Source organism: Putridiphycobacter roseus (assembly GCF_003234935.1).
In the GTDB taxonomy this organism is placed as follows: domain Bacteria; phylum Bacteroidota; class Bacteroidia; order Flavobacteriales_D; family Crocinitomicaceae; genus Putridiphycobacter; species Putridiphycobacter roseus.
The window spans coordinates 164298-183959 of the sequence record NZ_QKSB01000006.1; the positions used below are offsets into that span (position 1 = coordinate 164298).

At 33.1% G+C, this 19662-nt stretch carries 19 protein-coding genes; 5 read left to right on the forward strand and 14 right to left on the reverse strand.

Annotation, left to right across the window (positions count from 1 at the left end):
- Positions 1–46: 46 nt before the first annotated feature.
- Positions 47–1279, reverse strand: a complete 1233-nt coding sequence (locus DNU06_RS11255) for a CinA family nicotinamide mononucleotide deamidase-related protein (protein ID WP_111063436.1) — start codon at positions 1277–1279, stop codon at positions 47–49.
- A gap of 64 nt (positions 1280–1343) precedes the next feature.
- Between DNU06_RS11255 and DNU06_RS11260 the strand changes: the two genes are divergently transcribed.
- Positions 1344–2096 (forward strand): DUF4197 domain-containing protein, encoded by a 753-nt coding sequence (locus tag DNU06_RS11260; RefSeq protein ID WP_111063527.1) that lies wholly within the window; start codon positions 1344–1346, stop codon positions 2094–2096.
- 306 nt (positions 2097–2402) lie between these two features.
- On the opposite strand, the gene lhgO is transcribed toward DNU06_RS11260, so the two are convergent.
- Positions 2403–3629 carry an L-2-hydroxyglutarate oxidase gene (gene lhgO, locus DNU06_RS11265; RefSeq protein WP_111063437.1) on the reverse strand — a complete coding sequence of 409 codons (1227 nt, stop codon included), beginning with the start codon at positions 3627–3629 and terminating at the stop codon, positions 2403–2405.
- 40 nt (positions 3630–3669) lie between these two features.
- On the opposite strand from lhgO, the gene DNU06_RS11270 reads away from it, so the two are divergent.
- From DNU06_RS11270 to DNU06_RS11285, 4 genes are read left to right on the forward strand one after another with little or no spacing between them, the layout of a single operon-like run.
- Positions 3670–4806, forward strand: a complete 1137-nt coding sequence (locus DNU06_RS11270) for an acyltransferase family protein (RefSeq protein WP_158526879.1) — start codon at positions 3670–3672, stop codon at positions 4804–4806.
- Positions 4807–5565: a phosphatase PAP2 family protein gene (locus DNU06_RS11275; RefSeq protein ID WP_111063439.1), complete on the forward strand. Its 759-nt coding sequence runs from the start codon at positions 4807–4809 to the stop codon at positions 5563–5565.
- Entirely contained in the window at positions 5565–6971 is a 1407-nt protein-coding gene (locus DNU06_RS11280; protein WP_111063440.1) for an ArnT family glycosyltransferase, read from the forward strand. The genes DNU06_RS11275 and DNU06_RS11280 overlap by 1 nt, the downstream gene beginning before the upstream one ends.
- A complete protein-coding gene (locus DNU06_RS11285) occupies positions 6958–7728 on the forward strand; it encodes a C40 family peptidase (protein WP_111063441.1) in 771 nt (256 codons plus the stop codon). The genes DNU06_RS11280 and DNU06_RS11285 overlap by 14 nt, the downstream gene beginning before the upstream one ends.
- Positions 7729–7732: 4 nt before the next feature.
- Here the strand turns inward: DNU06_RS11285 and DNU06_RS11290 are convergent, their stop codons facing one another.
- From DNU06_RS11290 to gldG, 12 genes are all read right to left on the reverse strand, one after another.
- A complete protein-coding gene (locus DNU06_RS11290) occupies positions 7733–8665 on the reverse strand; it encodes an aspartate carbamoyltransferase catalytic subunit (protein ID WP_111063442.1) in 933 nt (310 codons plus the stop codon).
- Positions 8658–9209, reverse strand: a complete 552-nt coding sequence (gene pyrR / locus DNU06_RS11295) for a bifunctional pyr operon transcriptional regulator/uracil phosphoribosyltransferase PyrR (RefSeq protein WP_111063443.1) — start codon at positions 9207–9209, stop codon at positions 8658–8660. The genes DNU06_RS11290 and pyrR overlap by 8 nt, the downstream gene beginning before the upstream one ends.
- Positions 9210–9479: 270 nt before the next feature.
- On the reverse strand, positions 9480–9824 hold the full coding sequence (locus DNU06_RS11300; RefSeq protein ID WP_111063444.1) for a translation initiation factor: 345 nt from the start codon (positions 9822–9824) through the stop codon (positions 9480–9482).
- Positions 9824–10657 (reverse strand): glycerophosphodiester phosphodiesterase, encoded by an 834-nt coding sequence (locus DNU06_RS11305; RefSeq protein ID WP_158526880.1) that lies wholly within the window; start codon positions 10655–10657, stop codon positions 9824–9826. The genes DNU06_RS11300 and DNU06_RS11305 overlap by 1 nt, the downstream gene beginning before the upstream one ends.
- Complete coding sequence (locus DNU06_RS11310) at positions 10581–11093, reverse strand: hypothetical protein (protein WP_111063446.1); 513 nt, start codon at positions 11091–11093, stop codon at positions 10581–10583. The genes DNU06_RS11305 and DNU06_RS11310 overlap by 77 nt, the downstream gene beginning before the upstream one ends.
- Positions 11090–12580: a TIGR00341 family protein gene (locus DNU06_RS11315; protein ID WP_111063447.1), complete on the reverse strand. Its 1491-nt coding sequence runs from the start codon at positions 12578–12580 to the stop codon at positions 11090–11092. Before DNU06_RS11315 ends, DNU06_RS11310 begins: the two co-directional genes overlap by 4 nt.
- Positions 12581–12597: 17 nt before the next feature.
- Positions 12598–14727: a hypothetical protein gene (locus DNU06_RS11320; protein WP_146239223.1), complete on the reverse strand. Its 2130-nt coding sequence runs from the start codon at positions 14725–14727 to the stop codon at positions 12598–12600.
- A gap of 160 nt (positions 14728–14887) precedes the next feature.
- Positions 14888–15496 (reverse strand): hypothetical protein, encoded by a 609-nt coding sequence (locus DNU06_RS11325; RefSeq protein WP_111063449.1) that lies wholly within the window; start codon positions 15494–15496, stop codon positions 14888–14890.
- Positions 15496–15732 carry a hypothetical protein gene (locus DNU06_RS11330; protein WP_146239224.1) on the reverse strand — a complete coding sequence of 79 codons (237 nt, stop codon included), beginning with the start codon at positions 15730–15732 and terminating at the stop codon, positions 15496–15498. Before DNU06_RS11330 ends, DNU06_RS11325 begins: the two co-directional genes overlap by 1 nt.
- Positions 15732–16871 carry a cysteine desulfurase family protein gene (locus DNU06_RS11335; protein WP_111063451.1) on the reverse strand — a complete coding sequence of 380 codons (1140 nt, stop codon included), beginning with the start codon at positions 16869–16871 and terminating at the stop codon, positions 15732–15734. The genes DNU06_RS11330 and DNU06_RS11335 overlap by 1 nt, the downstream gene beginning before the upstream one ends.
- A gap of 5 nt (positions 16872–16876) precedes the next feature.
- Complete coding sequence (locus DNU06_RS11340) at positions 16877–17893, reverse strand: hypothetical protein (RefSeq protein WP_111063452.1); 1017 nt, start codon at positions 17891–17893, stop codon at positions 16877–16879.
- Positions 17894–17898: 5 nt separating this feature from the next.
- On the reverse strand, positions 17899–19662 hold the full coding sequence (gldG, locus tag DNU06_RS11345; protein WP_158526881.1) for a gliding motility-associated ABC transporter substrate-binding protein GldG: 1764 nt from the start codon (positions 19660–19662) through the stop codon (positions 17899–17901).

Below are 19662 nucleotides of genomic sequence, written 5' to 3' on the forward strand. Positions count from 1 at the left end.
ACTTGGTTTATTTTATAGATGCAAAATATTTCTGTATTCCATAAAATTAGATTTGATTGGTCATCAATAATCTCAAATAATTTAATGCAGCCACTACAGAAGCTTGAATATTACGGGAACGATTATATCCAAAATTAAACCGCTTTGCCACTGTAATATTTTCAGTCGCAATAGCAATCCAAACGGTACCCACAGGTTTATCTTCCGTCCCACCATCTGGTCCTGCCACCCCCGAGATACTGATACAATAATCCACGCCTAATTTCAATCGTCCTTTTTCAGCCATTTCTCTAACTACAGCCTCTGAAACAGCACCTTCTTTTAAAATAACATCTTTGTTTACACCGACCAAGTTTTCTTTTAGAAGGTAAGAATAAGAAACAATTGATCCTTCATAATAGGCAGAAGATCCACCCACAGAAACAATTTTTTGCGCCAATGCTCCTCCGGTACAACTTTCAATCGTCCCTAATTTTTTATTCGTTTTTAATAACAATTCACCAATAACATTTTCTAATTTATCCTCTGCATTTCCGACCACATAATTAGGATAAGTATTTTGAATATAAGCGATTTGTTGATCGATAAACTCTTTTTGATTAATGGTACCTGTTAACCTCAATTTTAATTCCCCAATGGAAGGTAAATAGGCCACTCCTACCCCATTATCCCTTGATATTGCTTCCCAATCTTTTATCATTTCTGCCAAGTATGATTCCCCTATTCCGGCCAACAATAACGTTTGATGGTAAAAATCACCTAAAGCATATTTTGATTTCACTATTTCAATAAACTTGGCAAATAAACCTTTCATTTCGAAGGGCACCCCAGGCATAGAAAAGGTGAGGGTTTTTCCTTTTTTAAACAACATACCCGAAGCGGTACCTAAATCATTTTCAATAATTTCAGCTTTTTTAGGCAACATGGCCTGCAACTTATTTACTGGTAAAAATGGTTTATTGAATCCGATAAAAAATTCTTGAATTCTTGCCAATATGTCAGGATATAGCACCAATTCATCATCAAAATAATCGGTAAGTACCTTTTTCGTAATATCGTCGTTGGTTGGGCCTAAACCTCCGGTTAAGATAATAAAATCATTGTCCTCCATTGCCGCATCAACCGATTTAATTATATGCGCCTCTGTATCGGTAATGCTTAAAATCTCACTTACCTTAATTCCAATGGCATTCAATTCTTTCGCAATATACGTTGCGTTAGTATCGACTGTTTGTCCAACCAATATCTCATCTCCAATTGTAATTATTTTTGCTTGCATCTTGTTTTTGGTATCCTATTTGTATTACTTTACCAAAAATACTAAGTTTGATAAAATTAAGACTATGATTATTAAAAAGTTTCCAATTGTTTTTGGCCTTGCTACAGTAATGTTATTTAGCCAATGTGATGTATTAAATGAAATAGCCAGTGGGGTAGTAAATACGGAAGGTGGCACAACTACTTCTATTCCAAAATTGACCAATGATGAAGTGATTTCTGGATTAAAAGAAGCATTAACTATTGGTATTCAAAACGGAGCAAATTTGGCTTCCATGACAGATGGTTTCTTTAAAAATGACATCATTAAATTACCGTTTCCTGAAGATGCAATAGCCATTAGAGATAAGGCATTGGAGTTAGGGTTGGACACGCAAGTAAACAAGATTGAATTGACCCTAAACAGAGCAGCAGAAGAAGCAAGTAAAAAAGCAGCACCTATTTTTATTGACGCCATTAAAGGAATGTCTATTGGAGATGGATTTGCCATATTAAAAGGGGGCGATAATGCTGCGACTACTTATTTAAAAGAAAAAACAACCGCTAAATTAGTTACTGCTTTTGAGCCAGTAGTTAAAAATGCGATTGAAACGGTTAAACTTACAGAATATTGGAACCCTGTGGCTTCAAAATATAATTTGTATGCAAAATTTGCTGGAAAAACAGAAATTAATCCTGACTTAAACCAATATGTAACCAACAAAGGAATAGATGGTTTGTTTTATATGGTATCACAAGAAGAAAAGAAAATTAGAAAAGATCCAACAGCACAAGTGACTGATCTTTTGAAAAAAGTGTTTGGTTCTGTAATGAATTAAAAATTAAAATAACGCATAAAAAAGTCCCTCACTTTATAAGTAGGGACTTTTTTTATTACCTATAATGGGTAAAAAGGTAAAGAATTAATATAATTATCCATATTAATATACCCCATAAAAAATGTTTTTATGCTTACTTAAATCGAATTTTTCTAATCTATAGCTATGGAAGATTAATTGAAATAAATAACCTGCAGACAAAAAAAAGGTTGCACGATATACTTCCATCCAGTTTCAAGTATAAGATCACCAATCAACCCCATGATTTAAAAAAAAATGAAAACAAAGTACTTTTTGAGTTAAAGACTAAGCCTTCAACCTAAATTTTTCCTCAGCCATTACCGAAATATATTCTCCAATCGCTAAAGATGCTGTCGCTGCTGGTGAAGGTGCGTTTAGCACGTGAATACTGTCTTCTGTTTGTTCAATTCTAAAATCATCTCTAGTATCCCCGTCTTGCCCTAATAACAATGCACGTACACCTGCTCTACCTGGTTCAATATCCTCCATGGTTAAGCTAGGAATCATGGTTTGCAATGTTTTTAAAAATAATCGTTTGGAAAAAGCGCGACGGTATTCATCAAGTCCAAATTTCATATTACTAAAAAATAATTTCCAAGTTCCTTTATAGGTTAAGGCATCAAAACTATCCTTAAAACTAAAATCTGTCTTTCCGTATCCTTCTCTTTTAAAAGTAAACACTGCATTAGGACCACATTCTATTTCTCCATTGGTCATTCTAGTAAAATGAACACCTAGGAAAGGAAACTCAGGATTAGGTACAGGGTAGATTAAATTCTTTACTTTAAATCTTGCAGCTTCAGTCAATTCATAATAATCGCCTCTAAATCCTACTACTTGTTCTTTTAAATCAACCCCATCTTTACGGGCCAATCTATCGGCTTGTAAACCTCCACAAAAAATTAAGTGCTTGGCCAAAAAACGTTTATTTTCAGTCACTACTTCACTAATACCATTCTTTTTATTGACAGCGATAACTTTTTCACCAAGTTGTACATGAGAATGGAAATTCATACCAATAGCAACTTCTGCCATTTTATTGGTTGCCCCAACAAAATCAATAATACCAGTACAAGGTACCCAAATACCTCCTATGCCTTCCACATGTGGTTCAATGTCCTTAATTTGCGCACCGGTAATTTTTTCAATCCCTTCTGTTTGGTTAGCGATTCCATTATTGTATATTTTTTCCATAAATGGCAACTCGCTTTCTTTAGTTGCAACTACTACTTTACCACAAACATCATGAGCAACATTGTATTTTTTTGCAAAATCGACTAATTCATGCCTACCTTGCACACAATTTTTAGCCTTTAAAGAACCTGGTGTATAGTATAATCCAGAATGAATTACACCGGAGTTATGACCTGTTTGGTGGGCTGCTAAAGCCGACTCTTTTTCTATTAACAAAATTTTAAGGTCTTTATTTCTTTCTTGTAATTTATAAAAGGTTGCAGCTCCTACAATTCCTCCTCCTATAATTGCGATATCAAAAACGTCTTTATTTTCCAAAATACAGTAAATTTGACACAAAATTAATCAAAGAATCCTTTTGACACAGCAAAATAATATAAAAATAGAGAAGCCATATTTTCAAAATTTAGATGCCTTAAGATTCTTTGCTGCTTTTGCTGTTTTCATTTTTCATTTTTTTCAAGAATTTAACGTCTATTTTATTCCTGCAACAGCGCAAACTACTTTTAAATTAATGAACGTGGTGTTGAGTAAAGGCGCGTTGGGGGTCAACTTCTTTTTTGTTTTATCGGGCTTTTTAATTACCTATTTAATCTTGTTTGAAATACAACAAAAAGGCAATTTTCAATTAAAAAACTTTTTGATTAGAAGAACTTTAAGAATCTGGCCCTTGTACTTTTTAATAATGCTGATTGGCTTCGTGATATTCCCAGTAATTATACCAGGCTATTCCACCGTACATAATCCGTGGTATTATGTATTTTTTCTCGCTAATTTTGATGAAATTAACCATGGTCTACAGGATGCTATTAATTTTTTAACAGCACCTTGGTCAGTTGCCGTAGAGGAACAATTTTACTTATTTTGGGGCGTAGCATTGTCGCTACTTTTCAAGACAAAAAAATTCAAATTAAATCATTTATTACTCCTTATCTGGCTACTATCTATTGGCTTTACTTTACTGCATATTGGGGAGGAACGGATACTTTATTACCATACATTTTCGGTGATGTCTAATATAGTGATTGGTGGATTTTTAGCCCAATTAACTTTTAATAAAAATACTTTTTTAATGGGATTAAAAAATATGCCTAAATACCTTATCCTTTTGGTCTACTTAGCAGGTTTTACAATAATTTTATTGAAAAATAAAATATTTATAGGTCCTATGGAAGTGTTGGAACAAAGCATCATCTCCTTGTTTTTTGCCTTTGTGATATTGGAACAAGTATATTTGAAAAATGCTATATTTAAAGTAGGTAAAATTAAATTTTTTAATCACTTGGGTAAAATATCATATGGACTTTACTTGTATCATTTAATAATAATGTATTTAATTCAACGATTTATTTCACCCCATATTTTAGACAATAGTCCAGTATTTAATTTAGCTTTATTACTTTCCATTAATGGTTTGGCAACCTATTTCTTAGCTGCCTTAAGCTATCTATATTTTGAAAAACCTTTTTTAAGCATTAAGAAAAACTTTACTTAAATGAAAACACACTTACTCCTCTTACTTTTTTTGCCATTTTTTTCAATCGCTCAAAAAAAAGATTACCCTAGTCTTGCAGCCATCAACTGGACTGGAGAAGGTGCAGCTGTTAAAAAAAATCCTTTGTGGGTTAAGAGTATTGCACCTATCGCCTTAGGGCTAACGAGTGCATTAGTATATAGTCCAGCCATTAAAACCGATATACAAAACTGGGTTTTAGAACCATTTAATGGTTACCATACCACTTTAGATGACTACATTCAATATGCGCCAATAATAGAAATGTATGCATTTGACGCTTTAAAAGTACCGGCCAGAAATTCCGTATGGAATCAAACAAAATACTTAGTGATGGCAGAATTAACCACTGCAGGGATTGTGCATTTAATGAAAAACACCTTTAAAATAAAACGACCAGATGGCAGTGCGCACACCTCATTTCCTTCAGGCCATACAGGCCAAGCGTTTGTAACAAGCCAAGTTTTGTTTAATGAATATTACCAAACACGTCCTTTACTTGGAATTAGTGGTTATTTGTTTTCGGGTGCTACTGGTGCCCTTCGGGTAATCAATAACCGCCATTGGGTGCCAGATGTTTTAATGGGGGCTGGCATAGCCATTTTAATGACCAATATAATTTACCATTTTGAACCTTTAAAAGATTGGAATCCTTGGCATAAGAATCCAAATATTCAAGCAAGTTTTATTCCTCAAATACAAAATGATACCTATGGCTTTAATTTAAAAGTTGCATTTTAATGAAATGGCATAGTAAAAATCTACCATTCTACGCATTTGTCATTGCTTTTTTCCTGCTCATGTTAGCACCTTATTTACTGAGCCATGGCATGTTTATGGATGGTATAATGTATGCAACCATTTCCAATAATTTAGCAAATGGCATAGGAAGTGTATTTGATTTAAAATTTACAGACGTTTCTTTGGTGCATTTTAGAGAACACCCGCCAATGGCATTTTGGATAGAAAGTTTATTTTACCGCCTTTTTGGAGATAGTTATCTCATTGAAAAATTATATTCGGCAACTACTTACATCCTTACCGGATTACTCATCCGTAAAATTTGGATACAATTAACCAAGGATAAAACTTTAGGGTGGCTACCACTATTATTTTGGGTAAGCATACCCATTATAACGCAGGCTGCTAGAAATAATTTACTCGAAAATACCTTGATGATTTTCACTACAGCTGCAGTTTATTTCTTAATTAAAAATATAAAGCAACCCAAGACATTGGATCTTTTCCTAGCCGGAATATGTATTTATATGGGATTTATGTCAAAGGGATTTGTTGCTTTGTTTATTTGGTCATTTCCTTTTTGGGTTTTTATCTTTTACCGGACTACAATATCGTCTTTTCTTAAAAATTTAAGTCTGCTTTTAATATTTACCTTCCTCCCTTTTGTTATTATTAGTTTACTTTTTCCCGAGAGCCTGGTTTACTTAAAGGATTACTTTGAAGTGCAGGTTGCCAATAGTTTAAAAAATGTAGCCACCGTAGATTCCAGGTTTTGGATAGTAGGTAAACTATTAAAGGAACTCATTACACCAGGGATAATAACGGCAATAGTACTCTTAATTAATTATTTATTAAAAAATGTAAAACCAAAAAATGCATTCAATAAAGAGGCCTTATTATTTTTAGCGTTAGGTATAAGTGGCGTTCTTCCAATCATCATCAGTTTAAAACAAAGTGGTTTCTATTCCATACCTGCTTATGTTTTTATATCCCTTGCTTTTGCTTTATTTTTAAAGGATGAAGTAAACTTTTTATACCTTAAATTAAAGGTTAACCATTGGGGATATAAACTGTTTAAAAGCATTTCTTATTTAGCCATTGCCATAGGTATTGCACTAACAGTAATAAATTCGAATACAAACAGTAGAGACAAAGAAAAATTAAATGACATTGCCATTATAGAAACCATCATTGGTCAAAAATCATATATTGAAGGCAATAACGAAATCCTTAAAGATTGGACTGTTTTAGCTTATCTATACCGCTATTATAAAATAAATATAATCTCGGTTAGTACACCTTCGAAACAATATTACCTGACATTAAAGTCCCTGGATGAATCCCTACCTAACTATACACCAATCGCTTTAAACTTAACTTATTTTCAATTATATGAACACAAATAAAAGTCATGCTATCTGCTTATTGTCTGTCTGTCCCTTAAGGGCGAGCGAAAATGATGCGGCAGAAATGGTAAGCCAGTTAATTTTTGGGGATTATGTTACTATATTGACCGCAGGACGACCTTGGGTAAAAGTCCGCAATGAAAGTGACGGATATGAAGGTTGGATGGATTTTAAACAATTAAAATTTATTGATGAAGCCACTTTTCAAGCGGGTATAAAGAGGAAAGACCCGGTAGTAGCCAATACCCAATTAATTGTAGAAGGACCATACGGTGAAATGACCATTATGTCGGCCGCTACTCTACCATTCTTTGATGGCTTGTCATGTAAAATTGCTGAAGCGGAATACGTTTTAAAACAACCATTAATTCAAGCAAAAAAAACCGACTTATTTAAAATAGCGCAATCCTATTTAAACACACCTTACCTTTGGGGAGGGAAATCCTTTTTTGGTATTGATTGTTCGGGTTTAGTACAAAACATTTTTAAAACACTACAAATCAATGCACCTAGAGATGCTTCTCAGCAAGTAAAATTTGGAACACCTATCGCTTGGGAAAAACGGGAGGCGTTTGACCTTGTTTTTTTTACAACCAGTTCGGATAAAGTAACACATGTAGGTGTTTTACTCGATAAAAATAGCATTTTACATGCACATGGTAGAGTGCGTATTGACACCTGTGATGAAAAAGGAATATTTAATGCCGAACAGCAAAAATACACCCACAGTTACCACAGTATAAAAAGGTGGATATAAATATTTATCGCCCTATTTGACCAGCTAATAAGTAAATTACAGCCATTCGAATAGCCACGCCATTTTCTACTTGTTGTAAAATAATAGACTGATCAGAATCTGCCACATCACTCGTTATTTCAACCCCTCTATTAATTGGACCAGGATGCATGATGGTAATCTTTTTATCCAAACTATTTAGTAATTTTTTATCTAATCCAAAAAGCATGGTATACTCTCTTAAGGAAGGGAAATACTTCATATCTTGCCGCTCTAATTGAATGCGCAACATATTAGCCACATCACACCATTCCAGTGCTTTTCTAAGGTTATGCTCTACTTTTACCCCAAGCTCACCAATAAATTTAGGTACTAATGTAGTTGGACCACATACCATGACTTCGGCACCTAATTTTTGAAGACAAAAAATATTTGAAAGTGCGACACGGGAGTGTAAAATATCTCCAACAATCACCACTTTTTTACCCTTAAAATCTTCTCCGTGTTTTTCTCTAATAGAGTAAGCATCTAATAAAGCTTGGGTAGGATGCTCATGGGTACCATCTCCAGCATTAATTACTTTGGCACCGATACGTTCGGATAAAAATTTCGCTGCTCCTGGGTTTGGATGTCTCATTACCACCATATCTACTTTCATAGATAAAATATTATTGACAGTATCTACCAAGGTTTCTCCTTTTTTCACTGAAGAGCTAGCAGCTGAAAAATTAACGATATCGGCAGATAGTCTTTTTTCAGCCAACTCAAAAGAAAGTCTTGTTCTTGTAGAATTTTCAAAAAATAAATTGGCAATTGTAATATCACGTAAAGAAGGTACTTTTTTGATTGGACGATTGATTACTTGCTTAAAATTATCAGCTGTTTTGAAAATTAATTCAATATCTGCTTTGGTCAAATCCTCTATCCCAATGATATGTTTTACACTTAAATTATCCATTTACCTCGTTTTGTGTATATAAAACCACTTTATCTTCTCCTTCTACTTCTTTCCATTCCACTGAAACCCTTTGATCAATCAAGGTATCTACCACTTTTCCTGTATAGTCTGGTTGAATGGGCAAATGCCTTTTAAATCGCCTATCAATAAAAGTTAATAATTCTACCTTATTTGGTCTACCATACGCCAAAAGGGCATCTAAACCTGCTCGTATGGTCCTTCCTGAAAATAGTACGTCATCCATTAAAATGACATCTTTATTTTCAATTGAAAAATCAATATTTGTTACCGAAGGAATGATAGGCTTTTCGTGCCGCCTAAAATCATCTCTATAAAAGGTAATATCTAATTGTCCGCAAACTAATTCTTTTCCAATATCTTTTTCTAAAATCGACTTTAAACGTGTTAATACGTTTACACCTCTAGGCTGTAAGCCAATGAGAACGGTGTTTTCGAAACTTAGATGATTTTCCTTTAACTGACTAGCTAGCCTTTGAAGGGTTATTTGGAAATGTTTGCTGTCTAAAACTATTCTTTTTTCCATGGCTCAGCGATTAGGCAAAATTAATATAAAAGGTGAATAAAAAAATAAAGAGAGGATTTTTTTTAAAAAATAGTGCTTAGTTCTTATTTCAATTGCCATTTAAATCATTAAATCATTCATTTAAAAATAAACACTTGCGATTAAGCAATAATCTCCTTAAATTTGCGTTAATTAAAAAATTACGATCCCGGCCTCTTGATTATTTTCTTTTTTTCATAGGGTTAACAAAAATTGGCGTAGTCGTCAGAGATTATCAAAGCCGGGATTTTTTTAACCACCAACTCTTTTCACTTTATATCCATCCGTTTTCAAAATGTCCATGATCTTGTCTCGGTGGTTCCCTTGAATAATAATAACCCCTTCTTTAATCGTTCCGCCTACCCCACATTTCGATTTTAAAGTCTTTCCTAACTCTTTTAAGTCTTCCGCTTCTCCAACAAACCCTTCAATTAAGGTAACTTCTTTCCCTTTTCTTTGCTTTCTATCAATTAAGACCCTTAACAATTGAGCATCATTAGGTAATGTTTCCTGTGCTTCATCCTCATCAAATTCGAACCCAAAATTAGGATTCGTTGAATAGACAACATTTATTTTATTTTTTTTTTGCTTAGCCATTATCGCGTAATTTTCTGCGTAAATACAAAGTTATCAGATATTATAAAACTTGGCCGAAAACCAACCGTATTTTTTATCTCACCGTTTGATTTACCACCGAATACCCCCCAGTTTAATGGGGTATCAATTAAGGACTGAGATTGAATAGAGTCGACTTCATTGGTCGGAAATACGATATAATTAAAGCCATTTAATTCCGCATATTTTACTGCAGAATCGGGGTTAACGGTTTCTAAACATAAATTCGGAAGCTTAATTTGGGACAATAGAGAAATATTAAAACTACCAGCTACAATTAACTTCTTCTGTTGTATAGAATAATCCTTTGTCAGGCTATCTAGCTTAGCTGCCATCACCTCTAACGGAAAGCTTTTTCCTGTACAATAATTAAATGTCTTTATGTCTAAATAAACTTTGACTTCTTTTGCAACGGCATAATCCAGAACTTCTGCTAACGGAACAATCTTATAAGTAGAATAATTGAGCGTTAGGTCTTGTAAAACAGCCCAATCATACAAGCCTATACAGCCATCAAAGCCAGGTGAATTTGTGATTTTAGGGTCATGAAACAAAACCAAAATAGAATCTTTTGTCAATTGAATATCAATTTCAATACCTTCTGCATTTAAAACTTCAACACTATGCTTAATGCCTTCAAAAGAATTAGCAGGATAAATGGTCCGTTCTTCATACAAAGACATCCCTGCATGGGCATACACAGTAACTAGGGGTAATTCTGCATTTTTAGAACAGCTGTTATTCAGCAGCACCAAAACGATACAAAATACCCAAAGAAATTTGGTAGCTTGGATAAGCGCTATTAGTTGTTTCATTTGTGTTAAATGTGTTCGCATGTGTTAATATATAGCCAATACCAATACTAGAATGGAGGCCTACATTTGGTTTCAAAAAGTACAACAAACTATTGCTGAGATTTAATTCCGTTAAAATCAAACTATTCGCAATTCTTTTTTCATTGAAAATGGCTACTGAAAAGCCTGGATAAAATTCAAATTTTTCATTTTTGCTTTTAATATGTATTTCGTAACCTAGTTGAGGACCGACCACGTTTTTAGCGAAAAATAAATTGTAACCATACACTTTCAGTCCAAAATTTAAATGGTGGGCATTAAATCCCACCTTAAACTCAGGCTGTAAAAACACACCAACTCGATTATATCCAGTACTCAAACTAGCAGTATAGTGTTGTGCATAGTTGGTATGTGCATATAAAAACAAACTAAATATAAGGGCAATTATTTTAATCATTGAAAAATGTATACAGGTATACTGTCTTGTTTATTATAATTTCTTTGCGCTAATTTTAATTTTAATTTCTGCGATAATTTACTTTGTAAACTTAGTTTTTCTTTCTTAGAAATAGCAGAATTAAATTGAATGGCAATAGTATAGTTAGTATCTAAATCACCTGCATTGTTAACAGAAAAAGCTTGGTTGATATTAATTTGCGCACATTCTGGGTAATCTATTTTAAAATCTTGAATTACCTCCTTTAAGTTTAATTGATTTTTTGCTTTATTTTTTTCCACCGCATCTAATTGTAATTGCAATGTGCTCAATTTTTGATCTTTTTCCATGATCAATGCAACCAACTCCTTATTTCCTCCTGTACTGGCTAGGATATCTTTTAATTTCTCATCTACAAATGTTTTATAGTCCCCACCTTGAAATAGGTTTAAACTTGCGTCTTGAATGTTGTAGTTTCCTTTCTGTGCCAACCAAGTCGACCTGGTTTTTGCATCAATTATATCTCCTTGAATCATAATATCAATATAAGCAGAGTCGGAATGGTAGACGATTGTACTAGACACTTTACCTTTTGTACTTGGAACAATCACATTATTTACAAATTCCAAGGCATTATTCTCAAAAATAATTCGCTTGGTCATTTTATAAAACAAATAACCAGATGGCGCAATGACTACCACCATAAAAATGATGATATAGGTTTTTACTTTTCGCTCTATGGATGGGTCAAGATACTCTCGTTTAGGAAAGTTAAAATATCTTACAATTAACAAAGTAGAAAGTGCAATCAATACGGAATTGATCAAAAACAAATAAGAAGCCCCTAAAAAATAATTAAAGTTACCAACGGCCAAACCATATCCAGCCGTACAAAGTGGCGGCATCAATGCCGTTGCAATAGCCACACCAGGAATAACAGTATCTTTTTTGCCTTTTACTACAGCTATAACACCAGCTAGTCCACCAACAAAAGCAACTACAACATCTAAAAAGGTAGGTTCTGTACGAATAAATAATTGCTCAGTAATAGTATCAATAGGTGAAATCAGAAAATAAAGAAAAGATACCCCTAAACTAACCCCGACCGTAATCCCTAAATTTTTTAAGGAACGCACCAAAAGTGTAAAATCATTTATGCCTACACTAAACCCAATACCTCGAATCGGTCCCATCAATGGAGAAATAAGCATGGCACCTACAATAACTGCAGTAGAATTTACATTTAACCCAACAGATGCAATGGCTATAGAACACATTAAAATCCATACATTGTATCCTGCAATAGCAACCCCATCTCTTGTCTCTTTTACCACTTCGGCATAAGAAACTAAATCTTCCTTAATAGAAAATATTGATTTGAAAAACTCTAGAATATTACTTAATAAGTTAATTGGTTTTTTTTCAAAATGAAACTTCGTCGGATCTTCTTTAATTCCTCCTTGGTATTTTTTATCAACTATATCATCTTCCGGATAGCTATTTTCCATCTTTATCTTCTAAAAATTTAACGTAACAAATGTATTAATTTCACCAATTCTTTTTGATTGGTTTGATTCTCAAATGCCTTATTTATTTTAACTTTTTCAATTTCAGTTAAATGCCAACTCAAAGATATTTTGTCTTCTGGATTCTTTCTTAAAAGAAAAGAAATTTTATCTATTGCTAAATTAGATTGTTCTGCGAATTCGAATAATTCTGAAGCATTATATTCTTGTGCGTGCAGATAGTTGCCATAAAAATTGCCCACTGGTTTTAGTAAACGGTCTTTAATTGAAATATTATTATGCGACATCAAACTATAGTCTTTATTAATATCTCGAATTTCTAATAATATAATACCACTGGTATTTTTACTGATCCAATCTTGTAATGCTTTAATATATCTTAAACTTGTTTTAATCCCATAATTATCTCTAATCCCTGCATCCATTGCCGCAATTTCTGGGGAGGTTGGTAAATTAACCATAGGCAATACATATGGAAATGTGGCATTCATTCTTAAGGCAGTTAAAAAACTTAAATCGTAGGGAGAATTATCTTTAAATAATTTTATTAATTCAATATTTTCAGGCCCTACATCCTTAGATTCAAAATTAGTCCCATTTAGAAAACCGTAAGGTTGCGCACCAATAATTAATCTTCTACCATCATTTACGATAGTGGGAGATAAAATCACCAATGGAATATCCGACTTTTGTTCTGGCGTTACATAATACCCCAGTGGTTGATTAAGTATGGATTCCGTATTATCATTGAAATCTTTTTCGAAAATTAATCCCCTATCCGCTTCATAGCTTTTACCTTGAAAATCATGGTCTCCCCTTCTTAAAAACAAATCATTGGTCACTAAAGTAAAAGATAAACTATTTAATAAATCATCTCCCATTTGATCAAAATAAGTGGAATCATTTAAATTGATCCCTAAAGAATCTGCTTGGTAATAAAGTTCCCTAAAATAAGAAGCGCCCAACATCCCACCAGAAGCTCCAGTAATTAGATGGGTACTTTTCATAAACTTTCCTTCAAAAGCTTCATTTAGTTTCTGCATTACATTAAAAGTCCATAATGCAGCCCTTAAACCACCACCAGAGACATTAATAATAATAAGTTTTGGTTTTCTTAAACCTTGACTTTTTGCAGCTTTTCTTTTCCAATTTTTTAAAATTTCTATGTGTGTGGCTAAATCTGCTGCCAACAAGGAATCATTGTATTGTATATCTATTAAACTATTCAAGTTATACGGTACATTGGATTGATAATCGAGCCCATAAGCATAGCTTTTTAAGGACCAGTATTCGGTATGATAAGAAAGATAATTTAACAAAACTGCCAAGACCACAATTATGGCAAGTGTCCATTTACGCAACCAAGAATAAATGATACTAAAGATCATAATAAACAGCGTAAACAGCAACATGATGCTAGTTGCCGCTGGAATTAAAAGGACATCATTGCCTTGAAACAACCCAAGACCAATGAAGGAAAAAACAACTATTAATTCAAACAAAGTGGCATTAAATTGGTTCTGTTTTAAAACCTTTTCAAACATTTCTTTGTCATAATGTTCCACCGTTCGTGTTTGTTTAATCACGAATAAACTTTTCATGTAATACACTGGTCTGTATTTAATAGATGCCCCTAGTTTCATATAGGTAAAGGGACGGATAAAAATGGATTTTGCTAAGTTTTCCTTTTGACTCGTAAATTTGTCTGAATTTTTATTGGTCAACCTAAAATAAAGCATGGCAATTACCAGAAAAGCTACAACACCAGCCACTAACGACAGGACATAAAAATGAATATTATTCAACGATTTAAGATCTTCATAGTATTCCAATTGGTAGATATTTTTAATGAGGAAAATTAAAAACAGTAAAGGAATAAAGGAGTTATTGATACAAAACTTATAAAAAGGTCGAGCTAAAGTTGCAATAAAAGGGAAGGAAGGCCCAAGTATAAGATAACTATAGAGGTGAAATGCCATAAAGAAACCGCCAATACCAAATCCAAGAATAAAATAAGATAAATTGCTAACTTCATTCAGATACTCGGGAGAAAGAAACAGGTACGGGATACCAAAAGACAGTGCCACATTTTGGGTAATTATTCCAAAAAGCACCAACCAAACGAGCATAAGCGCTTGATTTTTCTTAAAATGAAGAAAAAACAATTGAAGTGGAAAGAATTTTAAATAATTTTTTAACTGCGCCATATAACTCCCCGTGAAAATAGTCAAAAATAAGATTAGACCTTCACTAATCTAAAAATATATTTTCTATTGACTACAAGTCAGTTCACCGCCATTTTAATTCTTTTCGATCGTCGACTTCAAAACTATAAGTCGGCATTTTTTCCATGGCATTAAAAACATTTGACTTTAGTTCATTTTTCAATGGAAAGGTCTCCGGAGTAAACCTTAAAATAACGACAGAAGAGTCGTAAATACCACACCAAAGTGCTGCTTCTGTTACATTACTTTTATTTTCTAACAAATTAATTTCAACGCAAGAGGTTCCAAAACAATCTAGCCAATTATTAAAAGCATTATACAAAGCTGCGCTGTCCTTAAATTGATACATAAACAAGTTAGCTGACCAACTTGAGTCTTTGGGAGACAATAAGCTTGACTTAACAGTTTGTTGAAAGGAAAACCGATCAAAAAAAGTTGGTTTATCTATCGCTTGTATCAAATAATGCGGGCTTAATTCAGCGGCCAATTTTCCTGGCAAGGTTTCAGGTACTATTTGCGAAGTATCTTTATTGGAAGAAGCTTTTCCAATCTCTTTTTGTTCGCCCAAGAGTTCTTCCATAGAGATTACTTCTCGATTTTGCGATTTTTTACCACAGGAAAGGAATAAAACGAGGCAAGGAATTAAAAATAAATAATATTTTTTACTTTTCATTATTCACAAGATTTAGCCAATTCTACTTTTGTTTCATAATCCAATCGCTCTAATTCTTCGGCAATTGGTGTATGCTCCATCAGTTTTTCCAGAAAGCAATCACAATAGTCATTTGACCCACCTTCATCTTGGCATATTTTTATAAAATTCTTTTTTTCTGATTTCGACCAATTATCAGACTGACAAGCGTGACTTGTCAGCATTAGAATAACACAAAAAATGCCAAAATATTTCATCAGTCTTCTTTCATTATTTTATGAATTTTTTCCATGGCAAAATCAATTTCCTCTTTTGTAGTAAATCGACTGAATGAAAATCTAACATTACTTCGAGAGGTGTCGGCATTTAACCCTCTTAAGACATGAGAGCCCATATTTGCACCAGCTGTACAAGCACTTCCACCCGAACAAGCTACACCTTCTAAATCTAGCATAAACAATAACATTTCCTGCTTTTTAAAATTAGGAAAGCAAACATTAAGTACAGTATATAAACTATGTGCTGGATCAATATCTCCATGAAATCTTACATCTTCAATTTCTGACCTTAACCTTTCTATCATGTAAGTTTTTAATCCCTGAACATGTGCTTGGTGACTTGCAGTTTCTTCATTTGCTAATTCCAATGCCGTTTTTAACCCTACAATACCACTGATATTTTCAGTCCCACCTCTTAAGCCACGTTCTTGTGCACCACCTTCTATTAAGGGGTTAATTTTAAGGTTTTTGTTCACATATAAAAAACCTACGCCTTTTGGACCATGAAATTTATGTGCGGAACATGTTAAAAAGTCAATATCTAATGCCGCGATATCTATCGCATAATGTCCCATTGTTTGCACGGTATCTGAATGGAAATAAGCTTCATATTTTCTACAAATTTCACTCACTTTTTTAATAGGTAATAAATTGCCTACTTCATTATTAGCATGCATCAAACTAACCAATATTTTATCTGCTCTATTTGCTTCCAAAATAGCCACTAAATCATCTAAATCAACATGTCCATTTTCCGTCAATTTTACTTTCGAAAGTTTGACGCCATATTTTTCAATAGCCGCATCTACTGCATGTCCTACCGCATGGTGTTCGATTGAAGTAGTAATCACATGGTTTACCCCTAAATCTTTAATTGAACATAAAATAGCCATATTATCTGCTTCCGTTCCACCAGACGTAAATATGATTTCTTTTGCCACACAATTTACTAATTTTGCTATGCTTCTCCTTGCATTCTCAATGATGGCTTTTGCCTCTCTACCAAAAGAATGGATAGAGGAAGGGTTTCCAAAATTACTTCTTAAAACTGTTGTCATTGCATCTACAACCTCACTTGTCATTGGTGTTGTAGCGGCATTGTCTAAATAAACATTCATTCCTATTATTTTATTTTAAAGTAGTTGACATCTTTAAATATCTTGTCAAATACAAAGTATTGAATTTCTACAAATTGATCTTTGCGAATCACTGCAAATAAATTAGTTTGATCATATATAATAAGATCACCATTGTAGTCATATTTTTCAAATTCAATAGGTTTTAAATAAGTAATCATGGTATTTTCTACACCATTTTTGTCGGTAACCGTAACCGTATAATAAGGTGCTGAATTTAAAATAGAATCTCTTAACACCAAAGGCATAATTGGTTCTTTAGTATCGTAATGCATTTTTTTGAAATTAGCGACAAAACTGCGTATTTTAGTAGTATCAAAATCAGATACCGGCTTCGTATTATTTGTCAATTCAAAAATATTTTCACCATTTATACCTACTTCAAAATTTACACTGCTATCTTGGTGTACAACAACTTCAATGCGTTTAATATTTTTAAGGTCATAATTAAAAATACCAGAGCATTCATAATCTTTTTTACGGATAGAAAATTGATCTGCTAAATTGCCATAAACATTTGGCATAAATGTAATAAATGGTTCAGGAGAAATACCTTCTCCTTCATTTTCAAGTATCATATACGTACCGTAATGATCTGCAGTAGCTGATCCAATATACCAGGTTTTAGCTAATTTACCGTCGACATATATTTCTAATTTTTTATGTTGCCCAAGCGTTTGTTTGGTAACATTTTCAACTGCTCCTTTTGGAACAGGAGCCTTTACTGCAATGTATTTGATAGTTTCTAAAAAATTATGAATCATGTGCTGTTGAATACAAGCCCCATCTATGTATTGCCATTTACCATCTTTCTTTGCAAAATCCACTTTATCTCCCATACTACTAGATATCACAATACGGGTGATGGAAGCCGTATCTTTAATTGCAAAATCAGATAAAGCGTTTTTAGACAACGAGGATTTTTCAGTATTCAATAAAAAGTAGGTGTAAACACCTAACCCAATCAATACAAAGAGTAATAAAAATGGAATGATTTTTTTCATAAATGTTATTTAGCGTACTTTCTTTTTCTGATGAATAATAATATAAACCCGAAAATAAAAATGGTTAAAATTGGCACCAAGATATTTAACGTTGTCCAAAATGATTTTTCTTTTTTCACTTTTTTATCATCTAATAATCTTAAAGAAATACTTTTTGATCGAATAGAAATAAGCGCATCCTCTCCCATTAAATAATCTATTGAATTAAGGATAAATTCTTTATTTCCATAATGAAATTTAGGAGAACCATTTTTTGTCATGACATTAAATCGATCAATATTTAAAGGAATAGGAGACATTTTCTTTTTACCTTGTTGGTAGTAGATAAAAGAACCATCAATAATATCACCATCTGAAACGACAATCATTTTGTTAGGCACGGATTTAAAGGTCGTTTTATATGCCGAGTCATTTAAAAATACTGGACTCAATCTATTTTCAAAAGGAGATGTAAACTCCCCTTCTAGTAATAAAGCTATTGGATTATTACCAAATTTAGGATTCGAAAAATCAGGTTTATACTCTTCAAATGCAAAACCATAATTAACCCTTACAGGCGCCATTAAACTTTTTGATTTTGGGGAACTCTGTAACAAAATAGTTTTCTTTACCGCTAAATCATTCGAATTTACTGGTACAACGGAGCTAGTATACTCCGTTTTAATAGGATCTAAGTTATTTACAATTGGATGCTTACCTGTCTGAATTAATGGATAAAATATCCAAGCAAGTCCGGGTGCTTTAATGTGTTTTGGTGGCACAAATTCATGGGTAGACACTTCATCAATTACAATATCGTTATTTACACGGGCACCATATTTAAACAGCATATCTTTTTGTAAGTTCAAATCCATGGACAGTCCCATGGTTTCCCCGGTAAAGGCAAGGGAATCTAAATTGACATTTATTGGATCAATAAACCACATTACTTTACCACCTTTCATGATAAATTGATCAATCACAAACTTATCTTTTTCTGTAAAACGCGTAGTTGGTTTTGCGACAATAAGCGCATCAATTTCATCTAAGGCTTGAATTTGCCCATTAATTTCAATATCTCCAACTCTATAATCTTTTTTAAGTGCCGTTCTAACTTCTCTTGTTTGATTTTCGTTTAACTCACCATGCCCTTGTAAAAAACCAATGGATTTTGGATTTACATTTGTCACCCTTCTAATTGAACTAATAAGTTTATATTCAATATCATTAATGGTTTTATCGACAAGGTTACTTACATTTTCACCCAACACAATCATCTCACGATCAAAAAACTGCACAACATCAACCGTCTGTCCGCCATATTCCACGATAGCTCCTGGCCAAACAATTAATTGTTCTTTACTATCGGCATCCATGGAATTAATATAGGTCGGTAAAATTCCTTCCCCCTTATTAAAAATCTTTTCTTGCACCGCACGATTATAACTATCGTCCGATTCGGCGGAAGGATTAATAAACTCGTACTGGATTTTATCTCCTGAATAGGCAATAAATTCATCCAATACGTTTCTAATACTATTCCTTATTTGTTGCATATCTGCAGGCAAATCTCCATCTAGATATACTTTAAAAAATATTCTCTCCTTTAATTTGGATTCATCCTTTAACAATTGGATGGTATTCTCAGAAAGGGAATACCTATGATCCTCTGTTAAATCTACCCTAAAATTAAAAGTAGAAATAATAATATTTAACAAAAATATTATTCCAATAACACTCGCAAATTGAATAATACTTAAGCGTTTCAAAGACTTTTTGTTTTTACTCAT